Source organism: Thermoactinospora rubra (assembly GCF_002093975.1).
Lineage (GTDB): Bacteria > Actinomycetota > Actinomycetes > Streptosporangiales > Streptosporangiaceae > Nonomuraea > Nonomuraea rubra_A.
The window spans coordinates 114,960-127,753 of record NZ_KZ084329.1; the positions used below are offsets into that span (position 1 = coordinate 114,960).

Sequence of the window (12,794 nt, forward strand, 5' to 3'; positions counted from 1 at the left end):
GTTTCCCCGGCCGCGGGCCATACACTGATCCCCATGCGCGCTCCCGACTGACCCGGCCGCTGCCGTCCCCTGACCACGACCTCCGGGAGCCTCTCCCCATCATGATCATTGCCACTGACATCGAACTGCGCGCCGGCTCGCGGCTGCTGATCGAGAACGCCACCTTCCGCGTCAATCCCGGCGACAAGATCGGCCTCGTCGGCCGCAACGGCGCCGGCAAGACCACGCTGACCAAGGTGCTGGCGGGCGAGGCCCTGCCCGCCGCCGGCAGCGTCACGCGCACCGGCAGCGTCGGCTACCTGCCGCAGGACCCGCGCACGGGCGACCTGCAGATCCTCGCGCGCGACCGGATCCTGTCCGCGCGCGGGCTGGACGAGGTGCTGCGCAGGCTACGCGAGGCCGAGCAGGGCATGTCGAGCCCCGACGAGCGGGTCAGGGAGAGGGCGGTCAGGCAGTACGGCAGGCTCGAGGACCAGATGCACGTCCTGGGCGGCTATGCGGCCGAGGCCGAGGCGGCCTCGATCGCCTCCAGCCTGGGCCTGCCCGACAGGGTGCTGCGCCAGCCGCTGGAAACGCTTTCCGGCGGCCAGAGAAGGCGCGTCGAATTGGCGCGAATTCTCTTCAGCGGCGCGGAGACTCTCCTCCTCGACGAGCCGACAAACCACCTCGATGCCGACTCAATCAGCTGGCTTCGTGATTTTTTGCGATCCCATCAGGGTGGTTTGGTGATCATCAGTCACGACGTCGGCCTCCTTGAAGCGACGGTCAACCGCGTCCTGCACCTGGACGCGAACCGGTGCGTGATCGACGCCTACAACGTCGGCTGGAAGGCCTACCTGGCCCAGCGCGAGACCGACGAAAAACGCAGAAAGCGCGAGCGCGCCAACGCGGAAAAGCAGGCCGGCGCGCTGCTGGCGCAGGCCGACCGGATGCGCGCCAAGGCCACCAAGGCCAAGGCCGCCCAGGACATGGAGCGCCGCGCCCGGCGGCTGCTGGCCGCCACCGAGGAGGAGCGCAGGAGCGACAAGGTCGCCAAGCTGCGCTTCCCGCAGCCGGCGCCGTGCGGCAGGACGCCGCTGCAGGCGGTGGGGCTGTCGAAGTCCTACGGGTCGCTGGAGGTCTTCACCGACGTCGACGTGGCCGTCGACCGCGGCAGCCGGGTGGTCGTGCTGGGGCTCAACGGCGCGGGCAAGACCACGCTGCTGCGCATCCTGGGCGGGCTGGAGCGGCCCGACGCCGGCGAGGTGCGCCCCGGCCACGGCCTCAAGCTGGGCTACTACGCCCAGGAGCACGAGACGCTCGACCCCGAGCGCACGGTGCTGGAGAACATGCGCTCGGCCGCGCCGCCGGAGGTGACCGACTCGGAGCTGCGCAAGCTGCTCGGCTCGTTCCTGTTCTCCGGCGACGACGTCGACAAGCCCGCCGGGGTGCTGTCCGGCGGCGAGAAGACCCGCCTGGCGCTGGCCACGCTCGTGCTCTCCAGCGCCAATGTGCTGCTGCTCGACGAGCCCACGAACAACCTTGATCCGATCAGTCGTGAACAGGTGCTGAACGCCCTAAGATCCTATTCTGGGGCGATCATCCTCGTTACCCACGACGAGGGTGCCGTAGACGCCCTGTCACCTGATCGGGTGATCTTGCTGCCGGACGGAACAGAGGACGCCTGGAGCGAAGAATTTTCCGATCTTGTGGCACTTGCCTGATCTTAATTTGAGCGGGTACGGATCTTTTCCTCTGGAGTAGGTAGCCGATCCCGCCGAAATGACTGATCATGGCGGAGTAACGCTGCGGAAGTCTGGCACTACAGGAGGTACTCGTGGCCGAGACTCTGAAGAAAGGCACCCGGGTCACCGGGGCCGACCGCGAGAAGCTGGCCGGCGATCTCAAGAAGCGCTACGCCGCGGGTGAGTCCATCCGCGCCCTGGCCGCTTCGACCGGCCGATCCTACGGGTTCATCCACCGCATCCTGTCGGAGTCCGGTGTGACTCTGCGCGGGCGCGGCGGAGCCACCCGAGGCAAGTCCAAGAGGTAACTCTGGACCAACATGGAACGCGCGTCCGCAGCCGCACGTCCCCAGTCAGCCGCCTCCGCCGCGCCCGAGCAAAGTTCTAGTAAGCTCGGGCGCGGCGGACCAGCGACTCAAGGGAGGCTGCGCGTGCAAGGGGGGAACCTGGAGGCCGTCGGCCTCCGCTTCGAGGTGGACGGTGAGATCGCGACGATCACGCTGGACCGGCCGGACAAGCGCAACGCACAAACGTTCGCCCTCTGGTCGGCCCTGGCCGGCATCGGAGAGACCCTGCCGGAGCAGGTCCGTGTCGTCGTGGTGAAAGGTGAGGGACCGTCCTTCTCGGCAGGTATCGACCTGTCCATGTTCGGGCAGATGACCGGCGCGACCGATCTCGAACGGCGGATCGAGGAGTTCCAGCAGGCGTTCCTGTGGCTGCGCCGTCCCGAGATCGTCTCCATCGCGGCGGTGCAGGGACACGCGATCGGGGCCGGCTTCCAGCTGGCGCTGTCCTGCGACCTGCGCATCGTGGCCGACGACGTCAAGTTCTGCATGAAGGAGCCCGCCCTGGGCCTGGTCCCCGACCTGACCGGCACCAAGCCGCTGGTCGAGCTGGTCGGCCTGGCCAAGGCGGTCGACATCTGCCTGACGGCCAGGACCGTCGGGGCCGAGGAGGCCTACCGGATCGGGCTGGCCGAGAGGGTCGTGGCCAGGGACGAGCTGGACCAAGCCGTCCAGGACAAGGCGGCCGAGCTGCTGTCGGTCGACCGCGACGCGGCCGCGGCCACCAAGAGGCTGCTCCAGGGCGCGAGGGGGCGCACCCTGGAGGACCAGTGCGCGGCCGAGCGCGCCGAGCAGATTGAGCGGCTCCGCTCCCTCGCGCGGCTCGCCGAGGTCCGCCGGTAGCGGCCGTCGGGGTCCGCGGACAGCGGCCCGCCGGGGTTCGCCCGCAGCAAAGCGCGGAATCGCCGCGCCCTGCCGTACGCTTCACTGACCATGGTGATGATGGGCGGGGGGTTCGGCTCCCAGGCGATGCGGTCGCTGCGGCGCGACGAGTCGGTCATGCGGCAACGGCTCCGCCCGGGCACGGTCCGGCGGATCGCCCGCTACGCCCGGCCCTTCTCCCGCCAGATCGCCGCCTTCCTGCTGCTCGTCGTGGCCGGCGCCGTCATCGTCGTCGCCAACCCGCTGCTGATGAAGGCGATCATCGACGACGGCATCCTGCCCAGGCGGGCCGGGCTGGTCGTCGGGCTGGCCGTCGCCATCGCCGCCCTGGCACTGGTCGACGCCGTTCTCGGCCTGGCCCAGCGGTGGTTCTCCGCCCGCATCGGCGAGGGCCTGATCTACAACCTGCGCACCGAGGTGTTCGACCACGTGCAGCGCATGCCCGTGGCGTTCTTCATGCGGGCGCAGACCGGCGCGCTGGTCTCCCGGCTCAACACCGACGTGATCGGCGCACAGCGGGCGCTGACCAGCACGCTGTCGTCGGTGGTGTCCAACGTGATCAGCCTGGTGCTGGTGCTGGGCGCCATGTTCGTGCTGTCGTGGCAGGTCACGCTGATCGCCCTGGTGCTGCTGCCGATCTTCATCGTCCCCGCCAAGTACGTCGGCCGCCGCATGTCGGCCCTCACCCGCGAGCAGATGCAGCTGGACGCCGAGATGAGCTCGGTGATGACCGAGCGGTTCAACGTGGCCGGCGCGATGGTGGCCAAGCTGTACGGCAGGCCCGAGGAGGAGGCCGAGGTGTTCGCCCAGCGGGCCGCGAGGGTCCGCGACGTGGGCGTGACGGTGGCGATGTACGGCGCGGTCTTCCGCATCGCGCTCGGCCTGGTCGCCGCCCTGGCCACGGCGCTGGTCTACGGCATCGGCGGCGTGCTGTCGGTCAACGACGTGTTCGAGCTGGGCACGCTGGTGGCTCTGGCCGCGCTGCTCATGCGCCTGTACGGCCCGCTCACCAGCCTGTCCAACGTGCACGTCGACGTGATGACCGCCCTGGTGAGCTTCGACCGGGTCTTCGAGGTGCTCGACCTCAAGCCGATGGTGGCCGAGAAGCCGGACGCCAGGCCGGTGCCGGACGGCCCGGTGACGATCGAGTTCGACGACGTGCACTTCCGCTACCCGGCCGCCGAGGAGGTCTCCCTGGCCTCCCTGGAGTCCGTGGCCCGCCAGGACACCGGCCCGTCCAACCCCGTGCTCAAGGGCGTGAGCTTCACCGCCCGCCCCGGCAAGCTGGTCGCGCTGGTCGGCCCGTCGGGCGCGGGCAAGACCACCATCACCGCGCTCGTCTCGCGCCTGTACGACGTCAACGAGGGCGCGGTGCGCCTGAACGGCCTGGATGTGCGCGAGGCCACCCTCGCCTCGCTGCGCGACACCGTGGGCGTCGTCATGCAGGACCCGCACCTGTTCCACGACACCATCGGCGCCAACCTCCGCTACGCCCGCCCCGGCGCCACCGACGAGGAGATCTGGGAGGCCCTGCGCGCCGCCCAGATCGCCGAGCTGGTGGAGGCGCTGCCCGAGCGGCTCGACACCGTCGTCGGCGAGCGCGGCTACCGGCTGTCGGGCGGGGAGAAGCAGCGCCTGGCGCTGGCCAGGCTGCTGCTGAAGGCCCCGCGCGTGGTGATCCTCGACGAGGCCACCGCCCACCTGGACTCCGAGTCGGAGGCGGCCGTGCAGCAGGCGCTGAAGTCCGCGCTGGCCGGGCGGACCTCGCTGGTCATCGCGCACCGGCTGTCGACCATCCGCGAGGCCGACGAGATCCTCGTCATCCAGGACGGCCGCGTGGCCGAGCGCGGCAGGCACGAGGAGCTGCTGGCGCGCGGCGGCCTGTACGCCGAGCTCTACCGCACCCAGTTCAGCACCCAGTCCGGCGGGGTCAGCCCGCCAAGTAGCCCAGCCGTGTGAGCTCCTGGCGGGCGACCTTCTCCACCAGCTCCCGGTCGGCCGGGCGCAACCGGCCGCCCGCCCGCCGGGTGCGCCTGCCGTACAGGGCCACCGTGGACACGGGCGTCTCCAGGAAGGCCGACAGGGCGGCCACGGCCGGGCCGGGGGAGGCCAGCAGCTCCTCGTAGCGCACGGTCATGAGCTGGTCGGGCGGCAGCTCCCGGCGCAGCTCGGCGCTCAGGCGCACGGCGCTGCGCCAGCGCAGCGCCGCCTTGCCCGCCACCGGCATGGCCTTCCAGCGCTCGCGGTGCTCGCCGCGGCTGACCCCCAGGAAGGGGTTGGGGAACTCGGTCTCCTCCGGCAGCATGGCCGGCTTGAACCACGCCAGGCAGGCCGGGTCGGCCAGCATGTCGGCGGCCACGTCGCGGCCGTCGCGGATGAGCTGCACGAACCGGGCGTCGGGGAAGGCCGCCAGCAGCGTGTGGGCGCTGTAGAGCAGGTCGGGGCTGGCGTCGCAGAACCGGGTGAGCGTCGCGGTGGACACGCACGGCCCCTCGCCGGTGACGCCGCCGGCCTCGCGGCACGCCTCGGCGCACTGGGCGCACGCCCCCGGCGCCACCTGCCAGGACTCGGCCATCGCGTCGCGCATCACCCGCACCGCCCCCGACGACCGGCCGATCGACGGCCGCCTGGCGAAGGCGTAGACCACGTGGGCCACGCAGGGCCGTCCCATGGTCACATGGAAGCCCGGAGAGCGCTTCAGGGCGCGCGCCAGAAGGTCCGTGCCCGAGTGCGGGGCGCCCAGGAGGAACACCGGCCGGCGGACCTTGATCCCGTTGACCACGAGGATGTGTCGCATACGGGGGTAAGTGTGGCACTGTTTGCCTGATGAACGTGACCGTCTTGACGGGCGCCGGGATCAGCACCGAGTCCGGCATTCCCGACTACAGGGGGCCGAAGGGGTTGTGGACCGCCGACCCCGACTACGAGAAGCTGGTCACCATCGACTACTACCTGGCCGACCCCGGCATCCGCCGCCGCTCCTGGGAGTTCCGCCGGGCCGGCCCGGCGCTGACGGCCGAGCCCAACGCCGGCCACCTGGCCCTGGTCGAGCTGGAGCGGGCCGGGCTGCTGGACCGGCTGATCACCCAGAACGTCGACGGCCTGCACCAGAAGGCCGGCAACGACCCGGCCAGGGTGCTGGAGCTGCACGGCAACATGTTCGGCGTGCGCTGCCTCGGCTGCGACGCGCGCTCCACCCTGCGCGAGACGCTGGAGCGCATCGACGCCGGGGAGGACGACCCGGCCTGCCTGGCGTGCGGCGGCATCCTCAAGACCACGACCGTGATGTTCGGCGAGCACCTGGACCACGACGTGATCTCGGCGGCCGTCTCCGCCACGCGGCGCGCCGACCTGTTCCTGGCCGTCGGCACCTCGCTGCAGGTGCATCCCGCCGCCGCCCTGGCCGGCATGGCCCGGCGCCTCGTCATCGTCAACGACCAGCCCACCCCCTACGACGCCGGCGCCGAGCGCGTGGTGCGCGAGCCGATCGGCGTGGCCCTGCCCGCTCTCGTCAAGGAGTTGATCCATGAGGCCCGGTGACACCGTCGCCGTCGTCTGCCCCTCCGGACCCGCCGACCCGCTGCGGCTGCGCCGCGGCGTGCGGCTGCTGGAATCGCTCGGGTTGAAGGTCGTCGTGGGCGAGCACGCGCTGGAGCGCGGCACGCCGGAGGGGCTGGGCTACCTGGCCGGCTCCGACGCCGGCCGCGCCGCCGACCTGCAGGCGGCCTGGTGCGATCCGGCCGTCACGGCGGTCTTCTGCGCCCGGGGCGGGTACGGCACGACCAGGCTCCTGGACCTGCTCGACTGGGAGGCCATGCGGGCGGCGGGTCCCAAGGTGCTCATCGGCTCCAGCGACATCACCGCCCTGCATCACGTCTTCGGCGTGGAGTTCGGCGTTCCGACCCTGCACGGGCCGATGCCCGCCTGCTCCACCCTCAGCGACGAGGACGGGCCCGAGCCGCTGACCTGGGCCAGCCTGCAGGCAGCGCTGTTCGGCGAGCCGCAGCCGGTCGCCGGCACGATGGCGCTCGCGCCCGGCCGCGCCGAGGGCGTGCTGGCGGGCGGCAACCTGTCCCTGCTGGCCGCCCTGTGCGGCACCCGCTACCAGCCGTCCTTCGACGGGAAGATCGCCTTCCTGGAGGACGTCGGCGAGGAGCCCTACCGCGTCGACCGCATGCTGACCCAGCTGCTCCAGGCGGGCGCGTTCGACGGGGTGCGCGGCATCGTGCTGGGCTCGTGGGTGGGCTGCGGCGACCCCTACCCGGTGCTGCGCGACCGGCTGCTCCCGCTCGGCGTGCCGATCCTGGCCGGGCTGCCGGTCGGGCATGGCAGCCCCCAGATGAGCGTGTGGTTCGGGGCTCTTGGGAGTTTCGATACCGAATCGTGCTCGCTGTCTGGTCGGCTGGGCGGCGCGGAGCAGGCAAGGTAGGACGGATAGGGGGACAAATCTGGAGAAAGGGCATGGAGGCGTGGACCGCACCTCACCGAGATCAGTCGAGGACGTGGACGTCGACTCACTCCTCGCCCTGGTCGCGGAGTCCCTGGGGTACACCTGCGTCTTCGCGCCGGACGGGGCGTCGCTGACGCTGCTGGGCGGCGCGGGCGCCGACGGGGACGGCCACCGGGAGATCCGCCGGGAGATCCCCCGGGAGATCACCGTCAGGGTGTCGGGGCTGCGCCGGGAGGCCGGCCGGCGGGCGCGCGAGGACTGGCCCATGCTCGTCTCCGAACACCTCGCCCGCCGCGTGGCCGACGCCGCCCTGCCCGATCCGTGCGACCTGGACCAGGTCAGGACCGCGCTGCGGGTCACCGTGGAGGCCGTCGACGACGTGCCCGACCTGTCCAGGGTCGTGGGCCGCCACCTGGGCAGCGACCTGGTCGAGCTGCTCACCGTGCGTTCGCGGCCGGTGCGTCCCGAGGAGGCCGGCTGCTGGCCCATCCCGCCCGCCCAGGCGCTGGAGGTCGCGCTGGCCAACATGCGCGGCGACCGGCGGCTGTCGGTCTCGCGCGCCGAGGAGCTGACCGGCGTGCGCGCCTGGCGGCTCAGCGGCGCCACCGCCTCGCACCTGCGCTGGCTGGGCGAGTACGTGGCCGTGCCGCGCGACGGGGTGCTGGTGGTGCTGCCCGACCGCGGTAGCGTGGTCGTCCACCCGGTGGAGGGCATCGGCGTCGTGCGCGCCATCGAGCGGCTGCGCATGCACGCGCTGCGCTCCGGCGGGCCCACCACGCAGGTGTACTGGTGGCACGAGGGCCGCCTGACCCGCATCAGGGCCGACATCGTGCTGCAGGAGGGACAGACCCGGCTGGTGGTCGTCCCGCCGCCGGACTTCGCGCGCGTGCTGGCCCGCCTGGCGGGCTGAGGCCCGGGCCGCTAGGACAGCGCCCGCGCGGCGTGGATGAGCGGCACGTGGCTGAAGGCCTGCGGGAAGTTGCCGACCAGCCGGCCGTAGCGCGGGTCGTACTCCTCCGCCAGCAGCCCGACGTCGTTGCGCAGCGCCAGCAGCCGCTCGAACAGCTCGCACGCCTCGTCCTTGCGCCCCTGCATGGCCATCACCTCCGCCAGCCAGAAGCTGCAGGCCAGGAAGGCGCCCTCGCCGCCGGGCAGGCCGTCCACGTCGTTGTCCCGCGCCACCGGGTAGCGCAGGACGAAGCCGTCGCTCATCAGCTCCCGCTCGATGGCCGCCACCGTGCCGGTCACGCGCGGGTCGTCGATCGGCAGGAAGCCCACGAGCGGGATGAGCAGCAGCGCCGCGTCCAGCTCCGAGGAGCCGTAGGACTGGGTGAAGGTGCCGCGCACCGTGTCGAACCCCTTGTCGCAGATCTCCTGGTGGATCCGCTCCCGCAGGGCGCGCCAGCGGTCGAGGGGCCCGACGCGGCCGAAGTTCTCCACGTACTTGATCGCCCGGTCCACCGCCACCCAGCACATGACCTTGGAGTGGGTGAAGTGCCGGCGCGGCCCGCGCACCTCCCACAGCCCCTCGTCCGGCTCGTCCCAGTGCTCCTCGACGTAGGCCAGCAGCTCGCGCTGGATGGACCAGGCGCGCTCGTCGGCCGCCAGGCCCGAGGTGCGCGCGGAGTACAGGCAGTTCATCACCTCGCCGTAGACGTCCAGCTGGAGCTGGTTGACCGCCGCGTTGCCGATGCGCACCGGCCGGGAGCCCTCATAGCCCGGCAGCCAGTCCAGCTGCATCTCCGGCAGCCGGCGTTCGCCCGCCACGCCGTACATGATCTGCAGGTCCTGGGGGCGGCCGGCGATGGCCCGCAGCAGCCACCTCCGCCACGCCTCGGCCTCGGCCAGGTAGCCCGAGCCGATCAGGGCGTCCAGCGTCAGCGTGGCGTCGCGCAGCCAGCAGTACCGGTAGTCCCAGTTGCGCACCCCGCCCAGGTCCTCCGGCAGGGAGGTGGTGGCCGCGGCGACGATGCCGCCGGTGGGGTCGTAGGTCAGCGCCTTGAGCGTGATGAGCGAGCGGATGACGGCCTCCCGCCAGGGGCCCTTGTAGGTGCAGTGGGCGACCCACTCGGCCCACATGGCCTCCGTCTCGCGCAGCTGGTCCTCGCAGGAGATGAGCTTGGGCATCGGCTCGTGCGAGGGGTGCCAGGTGAACAGGAACGGCAGGCGCTGCCCGGCCTCGACGGTGAAGGTGGCGCGGTGGGCGTAGTCGCCGCCGGTGAGCGGGACGGGGGAGTGCAGCCACACCGAGTCGGGGCCGCCGATGGCCTGCAGGTGGCCGTCGGAGCGGCGCACCCAGGGCACGATGCGCCCGTAGTCGAAGCGGATGCGCAGCTGCGTGGCCATCTCCACGCTGCCGCTGACGCCCTCGACGATCCGCACCACGTCGGGGTTGCGGTCGCGGGGCGGCATGAAGTCGATCACGCGGACGGTGCCGGTGGGCGTGTCCCACTCGGTCTCGAGGATGAGCGTGTCGGGCCGGTAACGGCGGCGCGTGCCCATGGGCCGGCCGGCCGGGCCCAGCCACCAGTGGCCGTTGCGCTCGCTGCCGAGCAGGGCCGCGAAGCAGGCGGGCGAGTCGAACCGGGGCAGGCACAGCCAGTCGATGGAACCGTCCCGGCCGATGAGGGCCGCCGACTGCATGTCTCCGATGAGCGCGTAGTCCTCGATCCGCATGCTTTGACGCTACTCGCCCGAGGCTGGATCAAGCGGGAACCACCTGGTGAAAAGGTGAGTTATCGGGCCGATGGCCACGGCGAACACCAGCGTGCCGATCCCGGCCTTGCCGCCCAGCAGCCACCCCAGCGCCAGCACGCCGGCCTCGATGAGGAAGCGCGCCAGCCGCACCGACAGGCCCAGCCGCACCAGGCCGGTCATCAGGCCGTCGCGCGGGCCGGGCCCCAGGCCGGCGCCGATGTAGAGCACGGTCGCGAAGCCGACGGTCACCACGGCCGCCGCCAGGTACAGCGCCGCCACGGCCCAGTGGCCGGGGTCGGGCAGCAGCCACAGCGTGGCGTCGGCGAACAGCCCCACCAGCAGCACGTTGCTGATCGTGCCCAGGCCGGGCCGCTGCCGCAGCGGGATCCACAGCAGCATCACCAGCGCGCCCACGATGATGATCCAGGTGCCGACCGACAGGCCCAGGCGGATCGACAGGCCCTGGTGGAAGACGTCCCAGGGGGCGCCGCCCAGGGCCGAGGAGATCTGCAGGCCGATGCCGGCGCCGTAGAGGGCCAGGCCGCCATACAGGCGCAGCAAACGGGTGGAGAGCGAGGTCGTCCGCATAATGGCCCCAGAGTGGCAGGCCATGGGCTTCCCATAACAGAGCCAATCCCGAAAAATGGCCTCATGAGGTTCGTGTCCGCTCCGCAGGTCGCCCGGCTCCTCGACGCGGACCGTACGGCCCGGCCGTACTACCGGGCGCTCGCCGACGCCCTGCGCGGCCTGGTCGTGGACGGCCGCATCCCCGTGCGGGTGCGCCTGCCGGCCGAGCGCGACCTGGCCAGGACGCTGGGCGTCAGCCGGACCACGGTCACCGCCGCCTACGACCTGCTGCGCGAGCGCGGCTACCTCGACAGCCGCCAGGGCTCGGGCAGCTGGACCACCCTGCCCGACCCGGCCACCACGGCGGACAACCCCTGGCTGTCCTCCGGCGGCGACGGGCTGCTGGAGCTGCACTGCGCCGCCCCCGCCGCGCCCGGCCAGCTTCAGCAGGCCGTCGCCGAGGCGGTGGCCGAGCTGCCCCGGTACGCCATGGGCGTGGGCTACGACCCGATGGGCCTGCCCGTGCTCAGGGAGCGCATCGCCGCCCGCTACACCGAGCGCGGCCTGGCCACCCGGCCGGAGCAGATCCTCGTCACCACCGGCTCGCAGGGCGCGCTGGCGCTGGTGATGAGCCTGCTGGCCGGCCCGGGCGACCCCGTGCTGGTGGAGTCGCCGACCTACCCGCACGCCCTCGACACCGTGCGCGGCCGGGGCGCCCGCCTCGTCCCGGTCGGCATCGGCGCGGAGGGCTGGCAGGCCGACCTGGTGACCTGCGCCATGCGGCAGTCCGCCGCCCGCCTGGCCTACCTCATCCCCGACTTCCACAACCCCACCGGCGCGCTGATGCCCGACGCTCTGCGCGCGGAGATCGCCGGCCAGGCCCGGCGCCTGGACATGACCGTCGTCGTGGACGAGGCCTGGGCGGAGCTGGCCGTCGACGAGGCGGCGCGGGCCGCGCCCCTGGCCGCCTTCGACACCGACAGCCGCGTAATCACGCTCGGCTCGGCCTCCAAGCTGTGGTGGGGAGGGCTGCGCGTGGGCTGGGTCCGCGCCACCGCCGCGCTGGCCCGCCGCCTGGCGGCCCACCGCGCCGCCCACGACATCGCGCCTCCCGTGCTGGAGCAGCTGGTGGCCGCCCGCCTGTTCGACCGCATCGAGGAGACCAGGACCGAGCGCCGCCGCACCCTGCGGGCCTCCCGCGACGCCCTGGTGGCCGCGCTGCGCGCCGAGCTGCCCGAGTGGTCCTTCAGGATCCCGCCCGGCGGGGGCACCCTGTGGGTACGGCTGGCCGGCGAGAGCGCCACCGCCCTGAGCGAGGCCGCGGCCTCCCACGGGGTACGGCTCGCGCCCGGCCCGTGGTTCGGGCTGTCCGGCGCGCTGGAGGGCTACCTGCGCCTGCCGTACACCCGGCCGGCGGCGGTGCTGGAGGAGGCGGTGCGGCGGATCGCCCGGGCCCGCCTGAGCGGCCCGCTGGGCGCGCGCCTGGCCGAGCCGGTCAGTCCGCTGGTGTGATGCCCCTGGCCAGCGGCGCCCGCCAGTTGAAGCGCATGGCGGCGATGCGCAGCGCGAAGGCCACCAGCGCGGCGGCCAGCGTGGCGGGCCAGCCGTGCAGGCCCGAGGCGAACTCCACGGCGCGCAGCGCCGAGCCGACCATGGCCGGGACGGCATACAGCTGGCGGTCGTACAGCAGCGTGGGGATCTCGCCCGCGAGCACGTCGCGCAGCATGCCGCCGCCGACCGCCGTCGCCACGCCCAGCAGGGCGGCGTGCAGCGGGCTGAGCCCCGCGCCCAGCGCCTTCTCGGTGCCGACCGCCGAGAACAGGCCCAGCCCCGCCGCGTCGAGCACCAGGATCGCGGGCATCACCCGGGCGACGTGCGGATGCCAGAAGACCACGATGACCGTCGCGGCCAGCGGGGTCAGCACGTAGCCGAGGTTCTCGAAGGCCGCCGGGCGGACGTTGAGGATCAGGTCGCGCACGACGCCGCCGCCCAGGGCGGTGATCTCGGCGAGCACGAGCATGCCCACGACGTCCAGGCGCTTACGCACGCCCATCAGGGCGCCGGTCAGGGCGAAGACGAAGATTCCGGCGAGGTCGAGAAGCTCTGACACGCTGCCGATGCTTTCACGCC

At 72.6% G+C, this 12,794-nt stretch carries 12 protein-coding genes; 8 read left to right on the forward strand and 4 right to left on the reverse strand.

The annotated features are described in order from the left end of the window. The first annotated feature begins 101 nt into the window (after positions 1 to 101). The 4 genes from BSB02_RS09075 to BSB02_RS09090 all read left to right on the forward strand — a co-directional run bounded on the left by BSB02_RS09075 (position 102) and on the right by BSB02_RS09090 (position 4,909). Positions 102 to 1,703: an ABC-F family ATP-binding cassette domain-containing protein gene (locus BSB02_RS09075; RefSeq protein WP_084958256.1), complete on the forward strand. Its 1,602-nt coding sequence runs from the start codon at positions 102 to 104 to the stop codon at positions 1,701 to 1,703. A gap of 113 nt (positions 1,704 to 1,816) precedes the next feature. Continuing rightward, positions 1,817 to 2,032 (forward strand): helix-turn-helix domain-containing protein, encoded by a 216-nt coding sequence (locus tag BSB02_RS09080; RefSeq protein ID WP_020547488.1) that lies wholly within the window; start codon positions 1,817 to 1,819, stop codon positions 2,030 to 2,032. A 123-nt stretch (positions 2,033 to 2,155) separates the two neighbouring features. Beyond that, positions 2,156 to 2,911 carry an enoyl-CoA hydratase/isomerase family protein gene (locus BSB02_RS09085; RefSeq protein WP_240506294.1) on the forward strand — a complete coding sequence of 252 codons (756 nt, stop codon included), beginning with the start codon at positions 2,156 to 2,158 and terminating at the stop codon, positions 2,909 to 2,911. 90 nt (positions 2,912 to 3,001) lie between these two features. Next, entirely contained in the window at positions 3,002 to 4,909 is a 1,908-nt protein-coding gene (locus tag BSB02_RS09090) for an ABC transporter ATP-binding protein (protein WP_084958258.1), read from the forward strand. On the opposite strand, the gene BSB02_RS09095 is transcribed toward BSB02_RS09090, so the two are convergent. Next, positions 4,881 to 5,747 (reverse strand): sulfotransferase family protein, encoded by an 867-nt coding sequence (locus tag BSB02_RS09095; protein WP_084958259.1) that lies wholly within the window; start codon positions 5,745 to 5,747, stop codon positions 4,881 to 4,883. The genes BSB02_RS09090 and BSB02_RS09095 overlap by 29 nt on opposite strands. 29 nt (positions 5,748 to 5,776) lie before the next feature. Here BSB02_RS09095 and BSB02_RS09100 point away from each other — a divergent pair, with 29 nt between their 5' ends. The 3 genes from BSB02_RS09100 to BSB02_RS09110 are packed head-to-tail and all read left to right on the forward strand — an operon-like array spanning position 5,777 to position 8,310. After that, positions 5,777 to 6,490, forward strand: a complete 714-nt coding sequence (locus BSB02_RS09100; protein WP_084958260.1) for an SIR2 family NAD-dependent protein deacylase — start codon at positions 5,777 to 5,779, stop codon at positions 6,488 to 6,490. Then, positions 6,477 to 7,379 carry a S66 peptidase family protein gene (locus BSB02_RS09105; RefSeq protein WP_084958261.1) on the forward strand — a complete coding sequence of 301 codons (903 nt, stop codon included), beginning with the start codon at positions 6,477 to 6,479 and terminating at the stop codon, positions 7,377 to 7,379. Before BSB02_RS09100 ends, BSB02_RS09105 begins: the two co-directional genes overlap by 14 nt. 40 nt (positions 7,380 to 7,419) lie before the next feature. After that, positions 7,420 to 8,310, forward strand: a complete 891-nt coding sequence (locus BSB02_RS09110; protein WP_084958262.1) for a hypothetical protein — start codon at positions 7,420 to 7,422, stop codon at positions 8,308 to 8,310. An 11-nt stretch (positions 8,311 to 8,321) separates the two neighbouring features. On the opposite strand, the gene BSB02_RS09115 is transcribed toward BSB02_RS09110, so the two are convergent. Together BSB02_RS09115 and yczE are read right to left on the reverse strand one after the other, a co-directional pair. Continuing rightward, positions 8,322 to 10,076 carry a glycoside hydrolase family 15 protein gene (locus BSB02_RS09115; protein WP_084958263.1) on the reverse strand — a complete coding sequence of 585 codons (1,755 nt, stop codon included), beginning with the start codon at positions 10,074 to 10,076 and terminating at the stop codon, positions 8,322 to 8,324. 9 nt (positions 10,077 to 10,085) lie between these two features. After that, positions 10,086 to 10,685, reverse strand: a complete 600-nt coding sequence (yczE, locus tag BSB02_RS09120) for a membrane protein YczE (protein WP_143590401.1) — start codon at positions 10,683 to 10,685, stop codon at positions 10,086 to 10,088. A 63-nt stretch (positions 10,686 to 10,748) separates the two neighbouring features. On the opposite strand from yczE, the gene yczR reads away from it, so the two are divergent. Then, complete coding sequence (gene yczR / locus BSB02_RS09125; protein ID WP_084958265.1) at positions 10,749 to 12,176, forward strand: MocR-like transcription factor YczR; 1,428 nt, start codon at positions 10,749 to 10,751, stop codon at positions 12,174 to 12,176. Here yczR and BSB02_RS09130 read toward each other — a convergent pair. After that, positions 12,160 to 12,774, reverse strand: a complete 615-nt coding sequence (locus tag BSB02_RS09130; protein ID WP_084958266.1) for a trimeric intracellular cation channel family protein — start codon at positions 12,772 to 12,774, stop codon at positions 12,160 to 12,162. The genes yczR and BSB02_RS09130 overlap by 17 nt on opposite strands. Positions 12,775 to 12,794 lie beyond the last annotated feature (20 nt).